The following is a 20,900-nucleotide window of genomic DNA, read 5'->3' on the forward strand; positions in this document are numbered from 1 at the left end:
AGTGAAATTACTGATCAATCACATCTAACTTCTAACTTCTAACTTCCAGCTTCCAGCTTCCATCCTCTGGCCTCTCATCTATCCTCCGACAAAATCACCGCCGTTGATATGAATGATTTCTCCGGTGATATAACTTGCATCTTTTGAAGCAAGAAAAACATAGGCCGGTGCTACTTCAGAAGGTTGTCCCGCACGTTTCAGCGGGGTATCTTTTCCAAAGGTGGAAAGATCATCAAAAGCTTCTTTTACCAGCGGGGTCCAGATAGGTCCGGGAGCAATTCCGTTTACCAGAATTTCTTTTTCTGCGAGGTTGTCTGCCAGAGACCGGATAAAAGATAAAACAGCTCCTTTTGTTGCCGCATAATCTATCAGATGATCGCTTCCACGGTAGGCTGTAACAGAGGTGGTACAGATAATACGTCCTCCTTTTCCTATCAGCGGAAGAAAGTTTCTGGTGAATGAAATCATGGAAATGATATTGGTTTCAAATGTTTCCTGAATCTGCTCATCAGAAATCTTTTCCAGACTGGTTTTCGAGGTATGTATTCCGGCGTTGTTGACCAGAATATCAAGGCTCTTCCACTCTGCTTTAATCTTGTCTGCACACTTGGTCCTGAATGCTTTCCTGGTAAGATCTCCTTTGATCAGAATACACTTCTGTCCTTCTTTTTCCACCAGTTTCCGGGTTTCTCTGGCATCATCGTCACTTTCTTTATAGATAATGGCAACATCTGCTCCTTCTCTGGCAAAATGAACGGCTACAGCCTGTCCTATACCACTGTCTCCCCCGGAAATCACTGCTTTTTTTCCTTGCAGCTTCCGGCTTCCCTGATAATCATTCCGGATAATTTCCGGAAACAGCCCTTCTTTAGGGACCTTTGACTTAGAGTCTGATTTGTTCTGTGTTTTCATATGCAAATCTTTTTCTCTAAATCACATCAAACAATACGCCGAAATACATTAAGAGTTATAGGCATCTTCCAGATCCTGAATGATGATTTTCTGCATTTTCATCATTGCCTGAACTACTTTGTAGGCTTTTTCCTGATCGGAATCGTTCATCAGCTGAATGAGTTTTTAGGGACAATCTGCCAGCTCAAGCCATATTTATCTTTCAGCCAGCCGCACATACTTTCTCTTCCTCCGTCTGCCGTCAGTGTATTCCAGTAATGATCTGTCTGCGGCTGGTCATCTGTCATGACCACCAATGATATTCCTTCATTGAAATCAAACGGATGATCATAGGAATTATCCATGCAGAATAAGCTGTAGTTATCAATTACAAAATGAGCATGCTGAACATTTTCTGCCGGTTCCGGAATGTCATGTCCTTCACTTCCTGCTCCATACGTTAATATGTTTCCTATGTTTGAATTGGGAAAAGTCTGCGTATAAAGCTGCATTGCTTCTTTAGCTTTTCCATTGTTTCCATGGATAAACATCAAAGTAGGAATTATTTTCTGATCGTTTGCTTTTTCTCCCAGGAATAATCTGCCATGTTACTCCGTATTTATCCTGAACCCACCCGTATTTCGGGCTCCATGAGTAAGATCCCAGTTCCATGAGGGCTATTCCGCCATCCAATAACCGGTCCCAGTATTTTTGAACTTCGTCTTCCGTCTCACAGATTACCATAAAAGAAATGGAAGGATTTTTTTAAATTGCGGACCACCATTCAACAGCATCAGTCTTTGTCCGAACAGGTCAATGTTCATTACGACAGGAGTGTCTGCTGTGATCTCTCCTCCAAAAACATTACAGTAAAATTCTGCAGATTGTTTGGCATCTCCGTCATACCAGAGACATGGGAAAATATCGTTGTTCATAACTTTATATTTAAATGGGTTGATAGATGTATTTTTATTTTTGTCTTATGGATCATTCCGTTTCATAACGAATAAAATACCGTGAAAAGTTGTACCATAAATAACAGCAAAGAAATATGATGCCTCTGCATCTGAAAGTGGCTTCTTATCTGCAATGACACCGTAGAAATGCCAGGTTGAAAACTTATTATGCCTCTTTAAAACATACCTGATGCTCTTTCATATAATTCTTCAGTTTAACCATCGTATTTTTTCCGAAACCATGAAGCTGCATGATTTCTTTTTCGGAATAATCTGACAGTTTTTCCAAAGAATTTATTTTTCTTTTTCCAGAGCCCTTCTTGCCGGTATTGCTATAACCCCATGAAGAAATTCTTCTTTAGAGTCATAATTAAAAGCATACATTGAATTTAAACTCTTTGACATGATAACTAAATTGATCATGGCTACAAAAAATATTGTTAATGATTCTCAACATACTTGTGGAAGTTATTAAGGATAGCATACCAGCCATCTCTCTGCATTTCCACAGAATTTTGTTTTTCCGGATCGAAAATTTCAATCACTTTCGTTGTATTGTCATCTATTTTATCAAAAATAACTTCTACTTTCCGGCCGTCTTCCATATGATATTTGATCAGCTGGTGAGGTATAACTGCATCATACACTCCTTCAAAATCAAACCCGAAGCTTTTATCTCTGGCTTCCATTCTGTTTTTGAATTTACCTCCTACCTCAAGATTATTTTCAGAACTAGGACAGTGCCAGCTTTCATGGGCGAAATTCCATTTCGTGATATGTTTGGGTTCATTAAAGTAAGTCCAAACCTTTTCCACCGGTGCTAAAATTGTAATATCGATTTTAATTGGATCCATAGTTCTGATTTTTTTAAGTTTAAACAAAGAGCTGCCCATAAAGCGGGCACCTCTTTTATAATGAGTTAAATATAGTACTATTTTGCGTATTCTTCATTATAGTTCACCATCCAATGAACACCATATTTATCCTGGAAGCATCCGAAATAGTCTCCCCAAAACTGATCTTCAATAGGCATTTCCACATTTCCGCCTTCAGAAAGTTCTTTAAAAATTCTGTCTGCTTCACTTTTGGAATCAGGGAAAATAGATACGTAATTGTTATTTCCCACAGTAAGGGTCTGCCCAAACCCAGGTACAATATCAGATGCCATTAAAAGATCGTTTCCTACAGGCAGGGCAACATGCATCACTCTGTTTTTTCTTCTTCTGAAAGATTTTCGGTACCGGGAGCATTTCCCATTTTATGAATTCCTCCTATGAATTCGCCACCGAAAACAGTTTTGTAAAAATTGAACGCTTCTTCAGCTGTTCCATCAAAATTCAGATACGGATTTAATTTAGCCATGACTTTTAATTTTAAAGTTATTATTATAAAAATAGATTCTACTGTTGATCCATTAAGAATTAATTAAGTTAATATGAATATAAAATGCTTAATGGTTTAAAAATTTTTCTACTTCTCTGACGGTGAAGTCTATTAAGCGGGTATCAATACTTCCGTCAAAATCCGGCATCATATAAACGCCGTGCGTTGCAGGAAGTATCATCAAACGGGAACCTTTAACCAGCCGCCACATTTCGGCAGCGTGTTCCGGCTTCATGACATCCTGATCACCACTGATGAATAATGCGGGTGATTGTATGGAAGACAATACCTCATCATTCCAGTCCTGAAAAGTCTGCATTCTTGTACAGTCTTTCTCAAAAAGGTTTTCAAGCTTGGAAAAATCAGGATTGAGGCTTAAAAAATTAATTTTAAAAGGTTCCGGCATCGAGTCAAAGGTGGCTTCCTGCATTCCTTCAAAAAAACCGTCTATCATTCCGCTTCTTTTGTAGAAAGCTGAGGCAACAACCAGTTTTTCAACGATTCCTGGATGGCGGTGAGCAATCTGCATTACGGTACTTCCTCCGTTGCTGAATCCCCAGAATGACGCCTTACCAATGTTCAGTTCTGCCAGAAGTCCTGCAACATCGTCAGCATCCTGCTCAAAGGTTTCAGGAATATAGCGGTGCTCGCTTCTCCCATGATTCTGTAAATCGATTCCTATCAGCCGGAATTTGCCTTCCAGTCTTGCAATAACTTCTCTAAAATCATACAAAATGGAAGATCCTCCGCCATGAATCAGAACCAGAGGTTTTCCCGATCCATAAATTTCGTAATATAACTGGATTCCGTTAACCTTCTTATAACCTTTTTCTACCGGATTCATCGTTAATATTTAAGGTTTTCGTCAACATCATATTTCATTCCCGGATAATTTAATATCCTGCGCATTAATCCTATCTGTCCGCATAAGTAATCTTCACGGCCGATACACATACCTGCAAAATTGAGCTTTGTTTCTTTGATGAAAGGGATATTCATTCCTATTTCAAATATTTCGTCAAGTTCTTCATCGGTTACCTCATGCAGTTTCTGGTATACTTTAGCAGAAATGGCGTGGAAATTCTCCTTTAATTCAGCCAAAGCCGGATATTTAAAGCTTTCATCGAGCGCTTTTCCCTGGAAAAACAGGTCATTATAAGGATCCTGTTCCTTAATTCCCAATACAGCGCCCAAACCGTAGCGCATATTGATAAAGTTTCCTGCCATCCATACAATATGGTTGGTTTTATTTTCAATTCTTTTCAAGGCGTCTTCTTCCGAAATGCCGTCCAAAACGTTCATAAAGCTTTGGGAATGCATTCTGTAAGCCGGAATAATGACTTCTATTTTTTTTGATTTTGGGGTGTCCATTTTAATTTGATATTAGAGATTAGAAGTTAAAAGCTGGAAGTTAAGATAAATACAAAGGCGCTAAGTATTTTACAAACTGTGCGTTTTTAAGGCGCGAGGATTTTATCTTCGGTAAATTGTACTTTTCTGAAATAGTCTGGAAACTTCGACAGTTCATTCGTCATTCCGAGCAGAGCAAGGAATCTATTTTATTGCGCCCGGCTTTCCTAAAATTCTCCTGAGATAGCCCAGCTGGCCGCTGTGGTAAATTTCATGAAGGCTAAGGGTTGAGATATCTTTAACCGTTTCAGATTTAAAACTTTCAAGCGTGTTGAGTTTTGCTTCCAGTTTGTCCTGAGATTGTTTTAAATAGGACTTTAATTCTTCGAAACTGACCAGTTTATCTTTGTGATCCAAAGCAATTTCGCCTCTGTTGTAGAAAAAATTTTTCATTGTCCCACACAGAATCTTCACCTAAAATATTCAGTAATGGGTTTCTGATATAGATCAGATGCCCAAGAATCCAGTTCATACAATTGGCCTCACCATTGGGAAAACCATCGATTCATCATGGGTAATGCCGTCAGTGTTCATAGTCATCACATAATAGTTACTGACTACCTGATTTTTTATGATTTCTATATCGTTTGATTGTGTTTCCATATGACAGTTATTTGATAGTTAGAAGCAACAATTATTCGGAAGGCAACTGAGAAACATCTGCATGCATTACTTCCCACTGATGGCCGTTAAGGTCAGCAAAACTGCTTTGGTACATCCATCCGTGGTCCATAGGCTCGCTGTATTTTGAACCTCCGTTTTCTATAGCTGTTTTTACCATGTTATCCACTTCATCACGGCTGTTGACTCCTATGGCAAGAAGTACCTGTGTTGTATCTCCTTTCGCAAAAGGCCTGTTGGTAAAGGTCTGGAAGAACTCTTCTTTTAGAAACATCGCATAGATGTGATTTTCTTTCATTATTACGCAGATTGCCTTCTCATCTGAGAATTGCTCGTTGATAGAAAAGCCCAGCTTCGTCCAGAACTCTCTGGTTTTTTGAACGTCTTTTACCGGTAAGTTGACGTAAATTTCATTGATTTTCATTTTCTGTAATTTTAGTGGTGATTATGATTCAAAATTATCAGGATATACTAAGAAAGTGCTTGCCATAGGACAAGATTTACTTTGTATCCGGATGGAGTTATGCTGTAGGCATTTTAGACAGATCGGCAAAAGTGATATTCCAGCCGTGCCCGTCCGGATCCCAGAAGGAATTCTGATACATCCATCCGTAATCCTGAGGTTCTTCATGCTGCCATGCTCCGTTTTCTACGGCTGTATTCACTACCTTATCCACTTCTTCACGGCTGTTTAATCCTACTGCCACAAGAACCTGACTGGTGTTTTCTTTGGCAACGGGCTTATTAGTGAAAGACCTGAAATAATCTTCCTGCAGAAACATAACATAGATGGTATCATTCAAAGCAACGCAGGCTGCTTTCTCGTCTGAGAACTGTTCATTAATTGAAAAACCTACCCTGGTCCAGAATTCTTTTGTTTTCTGCACATCTTTTACCGGAAGGTTCACATAAATCTGATTGACTTTCATTTTCTGTAATTTTAGTGTTAAACTGTTATCCAAAATTACCAAGGTGCAATGAAAATCAACTTGTCACAGGGCAAGATTTAAATTTTCTTGGGATGGGAAACGATTTCTTTACGGATACGGCTCAGAGAGGTGTCTGTAACTCCAAGATAGGAGGCAATCTGTTTTAAAGGAGCAAATTGGATGACTTTGGATTTCTGTTCCAGGAGATTAAGGTATCTTTTGGTTGCCGAAAGGGTAAACATTTCCACAGACCTTTGTTTGTAGGCAAAAAGCTCCTGCGACATCCATGATCTTCCCCATTCTCTGAGGTTTGGAATTTTATGGAAAAGTTCCTGAAAGGTATCATAATCCAGCTTCCAGCATTCACAGTCTGTAATACAAACGATATTTTCCTGAGAAGGTATTCTTTGAAACATCGATAAAACCTCAATAATCACTTCATTTTCTGTAAAAAAATGAGTGGTCACTTCGTTTCCGTTGAAGTCATTGACATATGAACGGGCAAGTCCGCTCTCAAGGATATAGTATTCATTGGCTGTTTTTCCTTCTTCAAGGATAAAATCTCCTTTCTGAAAAGATGTTTTTTCATGAGCCTTAAATATTTCGTCAAGTTCTTCACGAAAAAGAATGGAAAATCATAGCAGATTTCTAAGGCTTTATTGGTCATTTGGTGTCAATTTTTTAAGTCTTTAAAAATAAAATTTTTAATTGAATTAAAAAGAAAAAATATTAAACAAAGAATATAAACCTTTTACAAAAAAGCAGATATTATACTGGGATAAAAGATATTTTAAAGCTGATACTTTTTAAACACGTATGTATGACATGCCTTTTCTGGCCACCCCGTCAAAAATTCTTTGAATTTTTGCCATCCATCCGGAGGAGGGGAATGACTGTTTGTTGGTGATAGTAATCGTTAACTTTTGAAAGAAACAGAACTAAAATAAGGATAGCTGTATGGGTTTGGGAGGGTTTGGTTTCTGCGCATCACCGAATACCGTTTTCCCGCCAAAACGCCAGGAATTCTGTCTTTCTTCTTCAATCACCTGCTGAATGTCAAAATCCGGTGTGAAATCTTTTTCTGCCTTAGCTACGATCTGATGCAGCTTATTTAAGGAATTCAGTTTATCAGAATTTCCCAGTCTGGATTTTTCAATCCCTTTCCTGATAATGCTGATACTTTCGTCATAAGTATTGATGGGAACTGGGAAAGGATGTCCGTCTTTACCTCCATGAGCAAAGGAAAACCTTGCCGGATCTGCAAATCTTGACGGTGCCCCGTGAATCACTTCACTTACCAGAGCCAATGACTGCATGGTTCTGGGACCTACACCTTCCAGCATCAGTAAGTCCTCGAAATTCTGTGGCTGCTGCTCACGGGTTACATACAGAAGGGCTCCCAAACGCTTCAGGTCTACATCAGAAGCCTGAACATCATGGTGGGCAGGAAGAATCAATCTTGCAAAATCTTTCATTACTTCTGTTGAATCGGTATGGGAAATATCCAGGATCCCTTTTCTGTTTTCTGAAGCTTCTGCATCGGTAAGATTCAGTATTCTTCCTCTTGAAACTCCGTTGATTCCTGTATGAGGATTCTCCACAAATGAGGTGAGGTTTTCAGAATGCCAGTGGTACCGTCTTGCCGTTCCGTCCGACTCATGCATTCCCTGCTGGATAACGCTCCAGTTTCCATTGTCTGAGAGAATGAAATTGTGCAGATACAATTGGTAACCATCCTGAATGGCTGTATTATCTACTTTTGCAGAAAGTTTGCTGGCTCTTACAAGGTCTGTTCCGTTTAGTCCGGTTTTATCCGCAATTTTAATCAGTTCCGATGGCGTTTCCCTGGAAAATTTTCCTTTTCCGCCACAGATATAAAGCCCCAAAGATTGTGAATTGGGATTTATAGAACGTTTCAGTGCTCCCATTACGGAAGTGGTAATTCCTGAAGAATGCCAGTCCATTCCCATTACAGCTCCAAAACTCTGAAACCAGAACGGATCTGCCAGCCTGCGCAATACCTCATCTTTACCATAATCCATGAGAATTACTTCGATAATGGAAAGTCCCAGCACAGACATACGCTCATACAGCCATGGCGGTACTTTGCCATAGTGAAGAGGTAAATCTGCGGTTCCTGAACGTTTCATCCTGCAAAATTAGCTTTAATATTCCGGATTCTTATTGACTGTAATCAACATTCCGCAATATTTCCAATGCTTTAAATTAATGAATGGAGAAAAAATCAAGGTCTTTATGTTTTGCTTCATCATATTCTTCTTCAAAAGTAATTTTGTTCCCGAAAGGATCAATTACGGTGAAAGATACGGCGCCATAGAATGTTTTTTCTAGTCCGGGACGGTTATATTTATACTTTTTGTCAATCAGTTCTTTATGATATTGAGGAACGCCTTCGCCCCAGATAGCAACCCTTGTTCCGGGTGTTCCGTCTCCATGGTGTTCGCTCAGATGAAAAATGATATTTTCTCTTTTCACTTCCATATAAACGGGAGTATTTTCATCAAAATAATGCTCCCAGACAATCTCGAAGCCCAGCCAGTCTACATAAAATTCTTTTGCTTTCTGATCATCAAAGATTCTTAATATCGGAATAATACGTTCTGCTTTCATTATATCTTTTTATTGGTGAGACAGAATATTGACCAGCTTTTGAAAAGGATCTTTAACAAAAAACCTGCGGACTCCCCATTCTTCGTCAGTAAGTCCGTAAATGATTTCAAAGCCGGCATTTTTCATTTTATTATAAATTTCATCTACATTATCTACTTCAATGGAAAGGTCCGGAACTTCAGTATCGTTTCCGCCCTGTTCTGCAAAGCTGATCTGAACCTTTGCCTCTTCATCATTGCCTAATGTTTTAATCCACCCGTGATCCATTAAAATATCCAGCTCAAGAATATCCTGATAAAATTGTTCTGCTTTAGAGAGATCATCTGTTTTAATATTGGCTACGATTCTTTTTACCATTTTTGCGCTGTTTTATGTATTCAAAAAGCCTTGTAAAAATTGATTCACAAGGCTTTTCTACAAAAATTATTTTTATTATTTCAATGCTGCAAGAGCCGCATCATAATTAGGTTCGTTGGCAATTTCCGGAACCTGCTCCGTATATACTACTTTGTTGTTTTCGTCTGTAACAATAACGGCACGGCTCAATAGTCCCTTCATAGGAGAATCTGTAATGGTTACTTCATAATCATCACCAAAGCTGCTTCTGAAATCTGAAAGTGTTTCTACATTATTCAATCCTTCTGCTGCACAGAATCTTCCCAATGCGAACGGAAGGTCTTTTGAAACATTGATGATCACTGTATTATCAAGCTTTGAAGCTTCTTCATTGAATTTTCTGGAAGAAGCTGCACAGGTAGGGGTATCAATGCTCGGGAAAATATTGAATACTTTTTTCTTTCCTGCAAAAGTTTCAAGGGTCTTTACATTTAATCCTGAGTCTACCAGTGCAAAATCTTTTACGGTGGTTCCTACAGCCGGTAATGTTCCTATGGTATGTACTTCGTTTCCTTTTAAAGTAATTGTCGTTGACATAATATTTATTTTTAGTTCTTCAAATGTAATCAAAAAAGAAAATTTTTCCTGTTTTATTAAGGTTAAATTAATCTTAAAGTCAAAATACCTTTTTCTTTTATCCAATGATCATTTTACAAACAGAAATTGGTTTATAAGCCATACAATTACACCAATGTAAAATTAAAGAGGTATAGCCTCTTTTTTTATGGAAATATCCCAAATAAAACAATGATATTTACTAAATTTGTGGGACTTAAAATTTCAAATAAAAAATAACAGTATAATGTCAGAAAAATCAAAAATCTATTACACACTTACTGATGAAGCTCCAATGCTGGCTACTCACTCGTTTTTACCTATCGTAAAAGCTTTTACCAAATCAGCAGATATCGAAATCGCTGTACCGGATATTTCCTTAGCGGGAAGAATCTTAGCCAACTTCCCTGAGTTTTTAAAAGACGACCAGAAAATCGGTGATGCTTTGGCAGAGCTTGGAGAACTGGCAACAAAACCTGAAGCTAACATCATTAAGTTACCTAACATTTCTGCTTCTGTGCCTCAATTGGATGCAGCAATCGCTGAATTGCAAGGTAAAGGTTTCGCAGTTCCCAACTATCCTGCAGAGCCTAAAAATGACGAAGAAAAAGCGATCAAAGCTAAATATGCCAAAGTATTGGGAAGTGCTGTAAACCCTGTATTAAGAGAAGGAAACTCTGACAGACGTGCTCCAAAAGCTGTTAAAAACTATGCTAAAGCAAACCCTCACAGAATGGGTAACTGGGCATCTGACAGCAAAACTGACGTAGCTCACATGAACAATGGTGATTTCTACGGGACAGAAACTTCTACAACAGTAGAAAATGCTACAAAATACAGAATCGTATTCAAAGGAAACGACGGTTCTGAATCTGTACTAAAAGACTTCGCAGGTCTTCAGGCTGGTGAGGTAATTGATTCTTCTGTAATGAACTTAAAAGCTTTAAAAGCATTCGTTCAGGAGGCTATCGAGGAAGCAAAGAAAAGAAATGTTCTTCTTTCTGCTCACCTTAAAGCTACCATGATGAAAATCTCTGACCCGATTATTTTCGGGGCTATAGTTGAGACTTTCTTCAAAGATGTATTTACTAAATATGCTGAGACTTTCAAGTCTTTAGACATCAATCCAAATAACGGTCTTGCCGATCTTTTCGAAAAATCAAAGGGAATGCTCAGGAAGCTGACATTAAAGCTGATATCGAAAAAGCGCTGGCTGAAGGACCAAGAGTGGCCATGGTAAACTCTGACAAAGGAATTACCAACTTCCACGTACCTTCTGATATTATCGTTGACGCCTCTATGGCTGCTCTTGTAAGAGGAGGAGGTAAAATGTGGAACAAAGACGGAAATGAGGAGGATACAGTTTGTATCATTCCTGACCGTTCTTATGCAGGTTTCTATCAGTCTGTAATTGATGACATGAAAGCGCACGGAAAATTGGACCCTACCACAATGGGATCTGTTCCAAACGTAGGTTTGATGGCTCAGAAAGCTGAAGAATATGGTTCTCACGATAAGACTTTCCAATTATCTGCTGACGGAACTGTAGAGGTTCAGGATGAAGCCGGAAACGTTCTTCTTTCTCAGAAAGTAGAAAAAGATGATATCTTCAGAATGTGCCAGACTAAAGATGCTCCTATCCAGGACTGGGTAAAATTAGCGGTTAACAGATCAAGATTATCTGATACTCCTGCCATCTTCTGGTTAGACAAAGGAAGAGCTCACGACAGAGAAATCATCAAAAAAGTAGAAAAATACCTTGCTGATTACGATACAACAGGTCTTGACATCAGAATTCTTGATGTAAAAGATGCCATGACTGAAACGCTTAAGAGAGCAAGAGAAGGTAAAGATACCATCTCTGTTTCAGGAAACGTATTGAGAGATTATTTAACAGACCTTTTCCCAATCCTTGAGCTTGGTACTTCTGCTAAAATGCTTTCTATTGTTCCATTGATGAATGGTGGTGGTTTATTCGAAACAGGTGCCGGAGGTTCTGCTCCGAAACATGTTGAGCAGTTCTTAGAAGAAGGATACCTAAGATGGGATTCTCTGGGTGAATTCTTGGCGCTTCAGGCTTCTTTGGAGCATTTGGCACAAACTCAGGGAAATACAAAATCTCAGGTTTTAGCTGATGCATTGGATGAAGCAAACGCTAAATTTTTAGCTACAGATAAATCCCCTGCAAGAAAAGTAGGTCAGATCGACAACAGAGGTTCTCACTTCTATTTGGCAATGTATTGGGCTGAAGCCTTAGCTAACCAGACTGCTGATGCTGAACTGGCGGCTCAGTTTGCTCCGGTTGCACAGGCAATGCAGGAAAACGAAGAAGTAATCAATGCTGAATTAATTGGTGCTCAGGGTAAACCTCAAAACATTGAAGGTTACTACAAAACTGATACATATAAAACGTATGCAGCCATGAGACCAAGCACTGTTTTAAATGAAATCATTGACGGAATTTAATTTTCGTTCTGATATAAATAAGAAGCTCCTTTTTTAAGGAGCTTTTTTTGTGAGATACTATTTTGTTGGAAACCGCCCCGTCAAAAATTAAAATAATTTTTGACACCCCCTACAGAGGAGGGAAATATTGGGCACATATTTACCCATCGAGGACGGAACATCCATAATCCCTGCGCCCTAACATCTGCAGCCTGCCACCTATCTACCCTCCACAATCACTCTCCTGTGCTCCCTGCCCCAGTTAATCATTTCCATAATGATTTTTCCAAAAGTCCGGCAATATTCTGTAGGCTCATATTCTATTAAAACAGGAGTTTCGGGGTAAACGGTACGTTTTACCAATTTGTTCAGTTCCATATCTTTCAGTTCTTTGGAAAGCATTCTGGTAGTAATTCCGGGAATACTCCGTTCAATTTCCCTGAAACGTCTGTTTCCGTTACAGATTGAATTAATCACAGGAATTCTCCATTTTCCGCCGATAAAATAAAGGGTATCTTGTAAAGCTCTTAGCTCTTCGTTCTGATCTCTTTCCATAATTGCAAAGTTAAGTGATATCATGAATGATACTGATATACTCTGTGATACTGATTACAAAAGTATACCATTTTGAAATAACTTTGTCAAAAATTTACAATGAAAAAATTCAGTAACAAACTGGCTGTCGTAACAGGAGGAAACAGCGGGATCGGATTCGCTGCAGCAAAAGAACTTATTTCAGAAGGAGCAACTGTCATTATTACCGGAAGACGAAAAGAAGCAGTGGAAAAAGCGGCTCAGGAACTTGGTGCCACTCCATTTATCGCAGATCAGGCAAATCTTAGTGATATTGATCTTTTAAAAGAAAACATTGAGAAACAATTCGGGAAAATAGATATCCTGTTTATCAATGCAGGAATTACAGGTACATTGACTCCGATTGAAAGTATGGATGTCGAAAATTTTGATCAGGTCATGAATATCAACTTCAGAGGAGCTTACTTTACATTAAGCAGATTCATTCCATTATTAAATGATGGTGCTTCGGTCATCTTTTTATCTTCTATTGTCGCTTCTACCTATAAACCTAACAGTTCCGCCTATCAGGCAAGCAAGGCAGCACTGAATTCTATTGCAAAAACAGCAGCTGCAGAATTAGCTCCAAGAAAAATAAGGGTAAATATGATCAGCCCCGGCCCTATAAGAACTGAAATCATGAGTAAGGCAGGGCTGGATGAAGAGACTTTGAAAAATATTCAAAGCCATCTTATAGAACAGATTCCGTTGAAAAAAATGGGAACCGCTGAAGAAGTCGCGAAACTTGTGACCTATTTATCAGATGATCAGATTTCAAGTTATGTCACCGGCACTGAAATTGTGATCGATGGCGGTATAACTTTATAATGAGCCGATTTAAGCAAATCCCGGTAATGGTGGTACCGGGATTTTTCTTGTGTATTTTCGGGGTTAAAAATTCAGGATTCACCTTTTGATTTGTCCGGCTCGGCCTGTTTTCCATTTTATAGTATGGGCTACCCGTCTATTTTTGAATCAGAAAATAAAAACAATACTCATTATGGAAACCGTAAAGAAAAAAGAAATCCCATTGCTATAGTATTTCTGGCTATATTAGGAATCTTCGGAGGACTTCAGCTATTCAGCAAACCTTTGGAAGGAAAGCCGGTTACAGGAAAAATCGAAGCACCAAAAGAGGTGATCAGTATTCTTGAAAACTCATGTTTCAACTGTCATTCCAATCAGCAGAATCTAAGCTGGTATGATAAACTTGCCCCTGTTTCCTGGGCCGTGAACAAAGATATTAAAAGAGCCAGAGAAGTCCTGAACTTTTCAGAATGGGAAAAATTATCTCCTGCAGAACATCAGGGCAAAATGTATGCTATTCTCAATATGATGCAAAGTGGTAAAATGCCTCTCCATGAATACACTCTTCTGCATCCTTCAGCCAAGATTACAGAGAAAGATATTGAAACCATTAAAAAATATACCCTTTCTTTATCTTCAGTAAGCCCGTCAGCACCTAAAAAGAGTGAAATGCCTGCAGCAACTTCCAGCAGTACATCCATCCCGGCATCAACAAAACTTCCGGTTTCTCCCAATGGAGTTCAATATACACCTGATTTTAAAAACTGGAAAGTAATCAGTATGAGTACGCTGTTCGATAATTCTATTCGTGTCATCTATGGAAATGATATTGCGGTAAAAGCTGTGGAAACAGAAAATTTCCACCCATGGCCGGACGGAAGTATTGTCGTAAAATCTGTATGGAAACAGGAAGAGCTTCCAGATGGAGAGATCAGACCCGGAAAATTTATCAATGCACAGTTTATGGTAAAGGATTCCAGACAATATAAAGACACCGAAGGCTGGGGATTTGCAAAATTCTCTGGAGATGACCTTCACCCAACGGGAAACACAGCATCTTTCGCCAAAGAGTCCTGCATTGCATGCCACAGACAATTAGCAGAAAAAACAGGTTATCTGTTTGATGTTCCGATGAAAGTAAATACCCAAAGACTAATTCAAAACTTACAGAAAAAATGAAAAATTCAATCCTGATCTTACTGGTAAGCCTTATTTCCCTTACCGCCTGCAGCAAAGAAAATAGTGATACAAATAATGGCCTTTCAAGGGTTATTTTTGACCCGGGTTCTCTCAAATTCATCTCCAATTCCTTACATCCTAAGAAAGAAACTATGTCTGCTTTATATGGAAATAAAGAAGCATTGGAATCTTTATCAAAGGAAAGTCAGACACCGGAAGCGGGGGCTGTTATGAAGCTGGTTACCTGGCGATATCATGAAAATCCCCAGTATACCGGCGGAACCATCACCGGGGAACTGGTAAGTGTGGAAACGGTTCAGGCTGATCATCTGGGAAATGTTTCTTATGATATAAAAAATAGTCTGCCCCAAAGCACTAATCCCGACACAGAAAAAGAATACAATATTTCATGAGCTATCGTCCCGTAATAAGGCCTTAATAAAAATTTCTGTTTCACTATTATCATACTATTTTGAATAAAAAGCATTAATTTAACCTTTTCAAATCAGCAGATTTCATGCAACAGCAAAAAATAAAAATCTCACCAGCCATTATCTGGATAAGCTCTATTTTCCTGGGCGTTTTATCTTCTGTACCTCAACTGGCTTCCCATGAATTCAACTGGAAAGAGGCAGCCGTAAACTCAGCAATTACTGCAGCTTTTTCTATTATCATGTGGTACATCAATATCTATATGCTGAACCGTACAGGAAAACGCAGACAGCATATTTCCTATTCCAGATTGATGGTTGTACTGGCTTTCGGGATGGTGATTATGTTTGGGCTGGCATGGATTCAGCAGCTGATTCTATCTCATATCAATTTTGGTCCGGTGATGCTGATGGTGGAGGTAAGAGGAATTCTGATCAATCTGGTATGTTATATGTTCCTCACACTGCTTCAGAACAATTACACGGGACAGCAGATCCAGCTTGAACTGGAAAAGGTAAAGAGTGATAATCTTGGAGCTCAATATGAATTATTAAAGCAGCAGATCAACCCGCATTTCCTTTTCAACAGTTTGAATACCTTAAAATTAATGGCAGAAACCCATGATGAGGAAACGGTTGATTTTATTGTAAAACTTTCAGATTTTTACCGGTTTACACTGGAAAGCAGGAAACTGGATCTGATCAGTGTTCAGGAAGAAATGAAAATAGTAGACGCTTATCTTTTTCTTCAGAAAGCACGTTTCGGGGAAGGAATTAAGTTCACCAACGAACTGGGAAAAGAAATTCATGCAACCCTTATTCCGCCATTCACGCTTCAGCTTCTGGTGGAGAACTGCATCAAGCACAATATCGTTTCGCAAAGTAAGCCTTTGCACATTAAAATCTATCCTACTGACAACCAAATTGTGATTGAAAATCCCATACAGCGGAAAATGAATACGGAAGATTCTCTGGGAGTGGGGCTTGATAATATTAAAATGCGTTACAAACACTTACTGGAAAAGGACATCGTTATTCATTCGGACGAAAAAACTTTCCAGATAAAACTACCATTAATCCATGAATATAATCATTATTGAAGATGAATTCAGGGCTGCCAAATCCCTGCAGAATTTAATCTCAGATTTAAAACCAGATTCGAAAATCCTGGGCGTTTACGACAGTATTGAAACAAGTATTGAAGGTTTAAAAGAAATCAAACCTGATCTTATCTTTATGGATATCCATCTTTCTGACGGACTTTCCTTTGAGATTTTCAAATCTGTGGAGATCACCTGTCCTGTGGTTTTCTGTACGGCCTTTGACCAGTATATGCTGGATGCCTTTAAAAGTAAGGGAGTTGACTATGTTTTAAAACCGTTTTCAAAGGAAGACATTGCTGAAGCCCTGAGAAAAGTAGATGAACTGAAAAAATTCTTCCGGCAAAATGATCTACCGGATCTGGAGTCACTGATACAGAAAATCAACCAGCCTGCTGCTGCAGGTAAGAGTAGTTTCCTGGTTTTTAAAAATCAAAAATACACCACCATTCCTACTGAAGATATTGCTTATTTTTATATCCATAATGAAATTACACATCTGGTAACTTTTGCCAGGGAGCAGTTTCCTCTTTCCCAGCCTCTCGGACAGGTAGCGGAACAGGTTTCTGACAGGCAATTTTTCAGGATAAACAGGCAGTATCTTGTTAATTTCAAAGCCATTAAGGAAATGGAACATTATTTCCAACGTAAAATTCTTGTAAAACTCACTGTTGAAACGCCTGAAAAGCTTTTGATTAATAAAGAAAAAACACATAGTTTCTTTACTTGGCTTGAAGACAGGTAAAGGAGTAAGGAAGTTTGAAGCTGGGAGCTGGAAGTACTTGCAGTCATTCCAAGATATAGAGCTCTTTTGAAATACATTACCACCCTGATTGATATGATCGGCGTTTTATTTTGCTTTTATTTGATCTGTCTTAGTTCTTAAGCTTTGTTGCCTGTATAAAAAATAAAAACGCTATCTCTTTTCACACCCCAAAAACTTCCGGCTTCTCACTTCCGGCTTCTCACTTCCAGCTTCCAGCCTTAAAATATTTTAGGAGTGAGGAAGTTTGAAGCTGGGAGCTGGAAGTACTTGCAGTCATTCCAAGATATAGAGCTCTTTTGAAATACATTAGAACCCTGATTGATATGATCGGGGTTTTATTTGGTCTGTCTTAGTTCTTAAGCTTTGTTGCCTGTATAAAAAAATAAAAACGCTATTTCTTTTAACACCCCAAAAACTTCCGGCTTCTCACTTCCAGCTTCTAGCCTTAAAATATTTAGGAGTGAGGAAGTTTGAAGCTGGGAGCTGGAAGTACTTGCAGTCATTCCAAGATATAGAGCTCTTTTGAAATACATTACCACCCTGATTGATATGACCGGGGTTTTATTTTGCTTTTATTTGACCTGTCTTAGTTCTTAAGCTTTGTTGTCTATATAAAAAATAAAAACGCTATCTCTTTTCACACCGCAAAAACTTCCGGCTTCTCACTTCCAGCTTCCAGCCTTAAAATATTTTAGGAGTAAGGAAGTTTGAAGCTGGGAGCTGGAAGTACTTGCAGTCATTCCAAGATATAGAGCTCTTTTGAAATACATTACCACCCTGATTGATATGATCGGGGTTTTATTTTTCTTTATTTCATCTTTCTTGGTTCTTTAAGCTTTGTTGCCTGTATAAAAAAATAAAACGCTATCTCTTTTCACACCCCAAAAACTTCCGGCTTCTCACTTCCAGCTTCCAGCCTTAAAATATTTTAGGAGTAAGGAAGTTTGAAGCTGGGAGCTGGAAGTACTTGCAGTCATTCCAAGATATAGAGCTCTTTTGAAATACATTAGAACTCTGATTGATATGATCGGGGTTTTATTTTTCTTTATTTCATCTTTCTTGGTTCTTTAAGCTTTGTTGCCTGTATAAAAAAATAAAAACGCTATTTCTTTTAACACCGCAAAAACTTCCGGCTTCTTACTTCCAGCTTCCAGCCTTAAAATATTTCCCCTCACAAATTCCGGGTTCACCTTTTGATTTGTCCGGTTGAACCTTTTTCATATTCTTTTGCCTTTATCAGGTATCTACTTTTGAATCAAATTAAAAGACATGATACTAAAAAACTTAATTACAGTAAGCGCTTTTACCGCAGTATTATTTGCTACTTCAGCATTTATTCATCAAAATAAAGATCAAAAGACAGCACAACATACAACCTCTGAAAATAGGGGTTCGCTGTTCTGGAACTCTTCACTTCAGAAGGCTGTTCAAGCTGCCCTCCGGCAGATGAGCTGATGGGAAAGATTGAAAAAGAATATAAAGGAGAACCCGTTTATCTTCTCTCCTACCATGTTGATTACTGGAACCGTCTTGGATGGAAAGACCGGTTCAGTACTGCAGAAAATTCGCAGCGTCAACAGCAATACAGCCGTATTTTGAATTCACAGGTTTACACTCCGCAGCTGGTAATCAATGGAAAAACGGAATTTGTAGGCTCTGATGAGAATCATATTAAAAATAGCATTCAGAAAGCCCTGCTTGTTTCTAAAAAAACAGATATACTGCTATCGGCAAATATTTCCCGGAATACGATTGAGGTTCAATATAAAACTTCAGCCTCAGATTCTAATAGTGCTCTTCTCGTTAATCTTGTTGAAAAACATTCTTCTACCCAGGTTGGAAAAGGTGAAAACGAAGGGCGTCATCTGCATCACTGGCAAATCGTTCACAAACAAAACCAGATTTCACTTAATAAACAGGAAGGAACAACAACATTCAAACTTCCTGAAGGTTTTTCTCCTGAAAACTGGGAAGTCATAGCCTTTATTCAAAATGTCAAAACCGGAGAAATCTCAGGATCTGCAAAAACATCTCTTAAATAATTTCTACTTAATAACAACTAAAATATACAGCAATGAAAACAAAAACTACAAAAATCATCTATTGGTCCGGAGCTATTTTTATGTCGCTATGGTTTGGAGCCAGCGGGTTCTTTGAACTTACAAAAAATCCGGTAGTCTGGGACATCACGCAAAAACTTGGCTATCCATCTCATTTTATCTATATACTCGGTGTTTTTAAAATTTCTGGAATTCTTGTCCTTCTGCTTCCCAACACATTATTAAGGTTAAAAGAATGGGTATTTGCAGGAATGTTCTTTGATATTCTTTTTGCTTTCTTTTCAAAAATTGCAGTACTTGGTTTGTCATCTACGGTGGATGCGATAGTTGCCTTTTCTGTGCTGACAGTAACTTACATCATGTTCAGAAAGCTGTATTCTCCTGAAGTGGTATTTGGTGAAGCCTGATGATAAAACTCTAATTTTTTCTTATGTATAAAAACAGATCCTCCCGTTGCCCGGGAGGATCTGTTGTATAAATTGATGATTATTAAATTTTGGCTAAAGCCGAATGGTAAATTTTATTGAAAAAACGGACTAAAGTCCGCTGCTATTGATAGTATTGTGTGTATTATTTTACCACCCCGTCAAAAATTCTTTGAATTTTGCCACCCTCAAAGGAGGGGAATGCCAAGCACTTTATTACTATTGGGTAAGATAACATTCTCCTTGTTTCCAATTTCTATTTGTTGTCCGTAATCCCTGCAAACTATTACCTGCCACCTAACTCATAAAACTCTCCGGAAACCATTCAAATCCGGCAGCCTTTCCTTTTGTAAAGCCCAGCCCCGGCCATGGCAAGTGGTAAGCAAACGCTCTGATTCTGGTATCTGCCAGCTGCTTCAGTAATTTTTTCTTGAAGCAGTCGCAATATCCAGATCTGTATCTCCGAAATATCCCCATTCAGGATGTGGAAAAAGGATCACATCGGAATGAATCAGATCTGCAATATAGATCAGCTTTTCATTTCCTGAGGAAATTGTTGTAACCGTTAAGCCTGGTGTGTGACCAGGTGCCAGTTGGAACATGAAATGGTCATATAACGGATTATTAAAATCATAAAACTTCAGTTTGGGCTGAATCGTTTTCAGAATATTGCGGACAGCAGGAATAAACTGATCAAGGAATTCAGGCTGTGTTTTCAGAGCACTGTTGCTGAAGTCTTTGATAGAAGCCTGCATCCAGAAGTCATGTTCTGTTTTTGCGATGAAAATAGCTGCGTTAGGAAAAATAAGCTGATTCTTTTTATCTACAACTCCCCCAATATGGTCAGGATGGGCATGGGAAATAAAAACGTCAGTAATATCTTTGGGAGTAAAACCAGCTTTTTGCAGGCTTTTTAACAGAAATCCTGTTCTTTCATCAGCAAAAATCCCCATTCCGGTATCCAATAGAATGAGTTTATTTTTGTTTTAACCAATAGAATATTCATTGCCATATCAATATAATTCTCCGGCCTGAAATGATCTTTAAGGATTGATTTTAATTCTGAAACGGTGCCTCTTGGTGCAAATGAATTCAGGTTTTCTTCATGGATATATCCGTCTGTAAGAACAAATAGTTCAAGCTCACCAAGCTTCAGTTTTTTAAAGCCGGAAAGATCATCCCCTGTTTTTTCCGGAGTGGTTCTCTGTTCTGCCATTAAACCGGAAAAAGGAATCATACTTAATGTTCCTGCCAATAAACCGTTCTTTAATAATTCTCTTCTGTTCATAGTCGGGTTCTTTTCATTTAAAAATAAATGTAAAAAAACTGAGCTCCTTTCATA

Annotated in this window: 27 protein-coding genes and 2 pseudogenes; 8 read left to right on the forward strand and 21 right to left on the reverse strand. The window is 38.5% G+C overall.

Translation table 11 applies throughout. From position 1 onward, the window contains the following. Positions 1 to 78: 78 nt before the first annotated feature. From OWR28_RS16160 to tpx, 18 genes and pseudogenes are all read right to left on the reverse strand, one after another. Positions 79 to 912 carry an SDR family oxidoreductase gene (locus tag OWR28_RS16160; protein WP_332387536.1) on the reverse strand — a complete coding sequence of 278 codons (834 nt, stop codon included), beginning with the start codon at positions 910 to 912 and terminating at the stop codon, positions 79 to 81. Positions 913 to 1,061: 149 nt separating this feature from the next. Next, positions 1,062 to 1,442 carry a VOC family protein gene (locus tag OWR28_RS16165; protein ID WP_332387537.1) on the reverse strand — a complete coding sequence of 127 codons (381 nt, stop codon included), beginning with the start codon at positions 1,440 to 1,442 and terminating at the stop codon, positions 1,062 to 1,064. Then, positions 1,411 to 1,635 carry a VOC family protein gene (locus OWR28_RS16170; RefSeq protein WP_332387538.1) on the reverse strand — a complete coding sequence of 75 codons (225 nt, stop codon included), beginning with the start codon at positions 1,633 to 1,635 and terminating at the stop codon, positions 1,411 to 1,413. The genes OWR28_RS16165 and OWR28_RS16170 overlap by 32 nt, the downstream gene beginning before the upstream one ends. Continuing rightward, positions 1,629 to 1,826 carry a VOC family protein gene (locus OWR28_RS16175; protein ID WP_332387539.1) on the reverse strand — a complete coding sequence of 66 codons (198 nt, stop codon included), beginning with the start codon at positions 1,824 to 1,826 and terminating at the stop codon, positions 1,629 to 1,631. Before OWR28_RS16175 ends, OWR28_RS16170 begins: the two co-directional genes overlap by 7 nt. A 187-nt stretch (positions 1,827 to 2,013) precedes the next feature. Then, complete coding sequence (locus tag OWR28_RS16180) at positions 2,014 to 2,136, reverse strand: hypothetical protein (protein WP_332387540.1); 123 nt, start codon at positions 2,134 to 2,136, stop codon at positions 2,014 to 2,016. Positions 2,137 to 2,287: 151 nt separating this feature from the next. After that, entirely contained in the window at positions 2,288 to 2,701 is a 414-nt protein-coding gene (locus OWR28_RS16185; RefSeq protein ID WP_332387541.1) for an SRPBCC family protein, read from the reverse strand. A 77-nt stretch (positions 2,702 to 2,778) separates the two neighbouring features. Next, positions 2,779 to 3,209: pseudogene (locus OWR28_RS16190) on the reverse strand (VOC family protein). Positions 3,210 to 3,297: 88 nt separating this feature from the next. Next, positions 3,298 to 4,074 (reverse strand): alpha/beta fold hydrolase, encoded by a 777-nt coding sequence (locus tag OWR28_RS16195; RefSeq protein ID WP_332387542.1) that lies wholly within the window; start codon positions 4,072 to 4,074, stop codon positions 3,298 to 3,300. A gap of 2 nt (positions 4,075 to 4,076) precedes the next feature. Then, on the reverse strand, positions 4,077 to 4,601 hold the full coding sequence (locus tag OWR28_RS16200; protein ID WP_332387543.1) for a DinB family protein: 525 nt from the start codon (positions 4,599 to 4,601) through the stop codon (positions 4,077 to 4,079). Between the two features lie 183 nt (positions 4,602 to 4,784). Then, positions 4,785 to 5,033, reverse strand: a complete 249-nt coding sequence (locus OWR28_RS16205) for a hypothetical protein (protein ID WP_332387544.1) — start codon at positions 5,031 to 5,033, stop codon at positions 4,785 to 4,787. Between the two features lie 75 nt (positions 5,034 to 5,108). Next, positions 5,109 to 5,243, reverse strand: a complete 135-nt coding sequence (locus OWR28_RS16210; RefSeq protein ID WP_332387545.1) for a hypothetical protein — start codon at positions 5,241 to 5,243, stop codon at positions 5,109 to 5,111. Between the two features lie 31 nt (positions 5,244 to 5,274). After that, complete coding sequence (locus OWR28_RS16215; protein WP_332387546.1) at positions 5,275 to 5,685, reverse strand: VOC family protein; 411 nt, start codon at positions 5,683 to 5,685, stop codon at positions 5,275 to 5,277. A 97-nt stretch (positions 5,686 to 5,782) separates the two neighbouring features. After that, complete coding sequence (locus OWR28_RS16220) at positions 5,783 to 6,190, reverse strand: VOC family protein (RefSeq protein WP_332387547.1); 408 nt, start codon at positions 6,188 to 6,190, stop codon at positions 5,783 to 5,785. A 77-nt stretch (positions 6,191 to 6,267) separates the two neighbouring features. After that, the gene (locus OWR28_RS16225; protein ID WP_332388049.1) at positions 6,268 to 6,819 is read right to left on the reverse strand and encodes a Crp/Fnr family transcriptional regulator; all 552 of its coding nucleotides are present in this window, start codon (positions 6,817 to 6,819) and stop codon (positions 6,268 to 6,270) included. Between the two features lie 309 nt (positions 6,820 to 7,128). Beyond that, positions 7,129 to 8,340, reverse strand: coding sequence for a DUF763 domain-containing protein (locus OWR28_RS16230; RefSeq protein ID WP_332387548.1), 1,212 nt, complete (start codon positions 8,338 to 8,340; stop codon positions 7,129 to 7,131). 76 nt (positions 8,341 to 8,416) lie between these two features. Next, positions 8,417 to 8,821, reverse strand: a complete 405-nt coding sequence (locus OWR28_RS16235; RefSeq protein WP_332387549.1) for a glyoxalase superfamily protein — start codon at positions 8,819 to 8,821, stop codon at positions 8,417 to 8,419. Between the two features lie 9 nt (positions 8,822 to 8,830). Next, positions 8,831 to 9,178, reverse strand: a complete 348-nt coding sequence (locus OWR28_RS16240; RefSeq protein ID WP_332387550.1) for a VOC family protein — start codon at positions 9,176 to 9,178, stop codon at positions 8,831 to 8,833. 75 nt (positions 9,179 to 9,253) lie between these two features. Next, positions 9,254 to 9,754, reverse strand: coding sequence for a thiol peroxidase (gene tpx, locus OWR28_RS16245; RefSeq protein WP_332387551.1), 501 nt, complete (start codon positions 9,752 to 9,754; stop codon positions 9,254 to 9,256). 265 nt (positions 9,755 to 10,019) lie between these two features. On the opposite strand from tpx, the pseudogene OWR28_RS16250 reads away from it, so the two are divergent. Next, a pseudogene (locus OWR28_RS16250) lies at positions 10,020 to 12,238 on the forward strand (NADP-dependent isocitrate dehydrogenase). A 198-nt stretch (positions 12,239 to 12,436) separates the two neighbouring features. Here the strand turns inward: OWR28_RS16250 and OWR28_RS16255 are convergent. Continuing rightward, positions 12,437 to 12,772, reverse strand: a complete 336-nt coding sequence (locus tag OWR28_RS16255; protein ID WP_332387552.1) for a winged helix-turn-helix transcriptional regulator — start codon at positions 12,770 to 12,772, stop codon at positions 12,437 to 12,439. A 99-nt stretch (positions 12,773 to 12,871) separates the two neighbouring features. Here OWR28_RS16255 and OWR28_RS16260 point away from each other — a divergent pair, with 99 nt between their 5' ends. The 7 genes from OWR28_RS16260 (at position 12,872) to OWR28_RS16290 (ending at position 19,540) form a co-directional block, all read left to right on the forward strand. Then, positions 12,872 to 13,618 carry an SDR family oxidoreductase gene (locus tag OWR28_RS16260; RefSeq protein ID WP_332387553.1) on the forward strand — a complete coding sequence of 249 codons (747 nt, stop codon included), beginning with the start codon at positions 12,872 to 12,874 and terminating at the stop codon, positions 13,616 to 13,618. Positions 13,619 to 13,741: 123 nt separating this feature from the next. Further along, the gene (locus OWR28_RS16265) at positions 13,742 to 14,776 is read left to right on the forward strand and encodes a heme-binding domain-containing protein (protein ID WP_332387554.1); all 1,035 of its coding nucleotides are present in this window, start codon (positions 13,742 to 13,744) and stop codon (positions 14,774 to 14,776) included. Then, positions 14,773 to 15,189: a hypothetical protein gene (locus OWR28_RS16270; protein ID WP_332387555.1), complete on the forward strand. Its 417-nt coding sequence runs from the start codon at positions 14,773 to 14,775 to the stop codon at positions 15,187 to 15,189. Before OWR28_RS16265 ends, OWR28_RS16270 begins: the two co-directional genes overlap by 4 nt. A 104-nt stretch (positions 15,190 to 15,293) precedes the next feature. After that, positions 15,294 to 16,307 carry a sensor histidine kinase gene (locus tag OWR28_RS16275; RefSeq protein WP_332387556.1) on the forward strand — a complete coding sequence of 338 codons (1,014 nt, stop codon included), beginning with the start codon at positions 15,294 to 15,296 and terminating at the stop codon, positions 16,305 to 16,307. Continuing rightward, positions 16,288 to 17,052, forward strand: coding sequence for a LytTR family DNA-binding domain-containing protein (locus OWR28_RS16280; protein WP_332387557.1), 765 nt, complete (start codon positions 16,288 to 16,290; stop codon positions 17,050 to 17,052). The genes OWR28_RS16275 and OWR28_RS16280 overlap by 20 nt, the downstream gene beginning before the upstream one ends. Before the next feature lie 1,475 nt (positions 17,053 to 18,527). Then, positions 18,528 to 19,115: a DUF1223 domain-containing protein gene (locus OWR28_RS16285; RefSeq protein WP_332387558.1), complete on the forward strand. Its 588-nt coding sequence runs from the start codon at positions 18,528 to 18,530 to the stop codon at positions 19,113 to 19,115. Positions 19,116 to 19,147: 32 nt separating this feature from the next. Then, a complete protein-coding gene (locus OWR28_RS16290; protein ID WP_332387559.1) occupies positions 19,148 to 19,540 on the forward strand; it encodes a DoxX family protein in 393 nt (130 codons plus the stop codon). Positions 19,541 to 19,974: 434 nt separating this feature from the next. On the opposite strand, the gene OWR28_RS16295 is transcribed toward OWR28_RS16290, so the two are convergent. Together OWR28_RS16295 and OWR28_RS16300 are read right to left on the reverse strand one after the other, a co-directional pair. Beyond that, positions 19,975 to 20,523 (reverse strand): MBL fold metallo-hydrolase, encoded by a 549-nt coding sequence (locus tag OWR28_RS16295; RefSeq protein ID WP_332387560.1) that lies wholly within the window; start codon positions 20,521 to 20,523, stop codon positions 19,975 to 19,977. Continuing rightward, positions 20,472 to 20,846 carry a hypothetical protein gene (locus tag OWR28_RS16300; protein WP_332387561.1) on the reverse strand — a complete coding sequence of 125 codons (375 nt, stop codon included), beginning with the start codon at positions 20,844 to 20,846 and terminating at the stop codon, positions 20,472 to 20,474. Before OWR28_RS16300 ends, OWR28_RS16295 begins: the two co-directional genes overlap by 52 nt. Positions 20,847 to 20,900 lie beyond the last annotated feature (54 nt).

It is taken from the genome of Chryseobacterium sp. 1B4 (assembly GCF_036631475.1).
GTDB lineage: Bacteria > Bacteroidota > Bacteroidia > Flavobacteriales > Weeksellaceae > Chryseobacterium.

Excerpts from the sequence above, each read along its gene's own strand:
- OWR28_RS16160 (WP_332387536.1), bottom strand. The coding sequence starts at position 912 with ATGAAAACACAGAACAAATCAGACTCTAAGTCAAAGGTCCCTAAAGAA.
- OWR28_RS16165 (WP_332387537.1), bottom strand. The coding sequence starts at position 1,442 with ATGTTTATCCATGGAAACAATGGAAAAGCTAAAGAAGCAATGCAGCTT.
- OWR28_RS16170 (WP_332387538.1), bottom strand. The coding sequence starts at position 1,635 with ATGGTAATCTGTGAGACGGAAGACGAAGTTCAAAAATACTGGGACCGG.
- OWR28_RS16175 (WP_332387539.1), bottom strand. The coding sequence starts at position 1,826 with ATGAACAACGATATTTTCCCATGTCTCTGGTATGACGGAGATGCCAAA.
- OWR28_RS16185 (WP_332387541.1), bottom strand. The coding sequence starts at position 2,701 with ATGGATCCAATTAAAATCGATATTACAATTTTAGCACCGGTGGAAAAG.
- OWR28_RS16195 (WP_332387542.1), bottom strand. The coding sequence starts at position 4,074 with ATGAATCCGGTAGAAAAAGGTTATAAGAAGGTTAACGGAATCCAGTTA.
- OWR28_RS16200 (WP_332387543.1), bottom strand. The coding sequence starts at position 4,601 with ATGGACACCCCAAAATCAAAAAAAATAGAAGTCATTATTCCGGCTTAC.
- OWR28_RS16205 (WP_332387544.1), bottom strand. The coding sequence starts at position 5,033 with ATGAAAAATTTTTTCTACAACAGAGGCGAAATTGCTTTGGATCACAAA.
- OWR28_RS16210 (WP_332387545.1), bottom strand. The coding sequence starts at position 5,243 with ATGGAAACACAATCAAACGATATAGAAATCATAAAAAATCAGGTAGTC.
- OWR28_RS16215 (WP_332387546.1), bottom strand. The coding sequence starts at position 5,685 with ATGAAAATCAATGAAATTTACGTCAACTTACCGGTAAAAGACGTTCAA.
- OWR28_RS16220 (WP_332387547.1), bottom strand. The coding sequence starts at position 6,190 with ATGAAAGTCAATCAGATTTATGTGAACCTTCCGGTAAAAGATGTGCAG.
- OWR28_RS16230 (WP_332387548.1), bottom strand. The coding sequence starts at position 8,340 with ATGAAACGTTCAGGAACCGCAGATTTACCTCTTCACTATGGCAAAGTA.
- OWR28_RS16235 (WP_332387549.1), bottom strand. The coding sequence starts at position 8,821 with ATGAAAGCAGAACGTATTATTCCGATATTAAGAATCTTTGATGATCAG.
- OWR28_RS16240 (WP_332387550.1), bottom strand. The coding sequence starts at position 9,178 with ATGGTAAAAAGAATCGTAGCCAATATTAAAACAGATGATCTCTCTAAA.
- tpx (WP_332387551.1), bottom strand. The coding sequence starts at position 9,754 with ATGTCAACGACAATTACTTTAAAAGGAAACGAAGTACATACCATAGGA.
- OWR28_RS16255 (WP_332387552.1), bottom strand. The coding sequence starts at position 12,772 with ATGGAAAGAGATCAGAACGAAGAGCTAAGAGCTTTACAAGATACCCTT.
- OWR28_RS16260 (WP_332387553.1), top strand. The coding sequence starts at position 12,872 with ATGAAAAAATTCAGTAACAAACTGGCTGTCGTAACAGGAGGAAACAGC.
- OWR28_RS16265 (WP_332387554.1), top strand. The coding sequence starts at position 13,742 with ATGGGCTACCCGTCTATTTTTGAATCAGAAAATAAAAACAATACTCAT.
- OWR28_RS16270 (WP_332387555.1), top strand. The coding sequence starts at position 14,773 with ATGAAAAATTCAATCCTGATCTTACTGGTAAGCCTTATTTCCCTTACC.
- OWR28_RS16275 (WP_332387556.1), top strand. The coding sequence starts at position 15,294 with ATGCAACAGCAAAAAATAAAAATCTCACCAGCCATTATCTGGATAAGC.
- OWR28_RS16280 (WP_332387557.1), top strand. The coding sequence starts at position 16,288 with ATGAATATAATCATTATTGAAGATGAATTCAGGGCTGCCAAATCCCTG.
- OWR28_RS16285 (WP_332387558.1), top strand. The coding sequence starts at position 18,528 with ATGGGAAAGATTGAAAAAGAATATAAAGGAGAACCCGTTTATCTTCTC.
- OWR28_RS16290 (WP_332387559.1), top strand. The coding sequence starts at position 19,148 with ATGAAAACAAAAACTACAAAAATCATCTATTGGTCCGGAGCTATTTTT.
- OWR28_RS16300 (WP_332387561.1), bottom strand. The coding sequence starts at position 20,846 with ATGAACAGAAGAGAATTATTAAAGAACGGTTTATTGGCAGGAACATTA.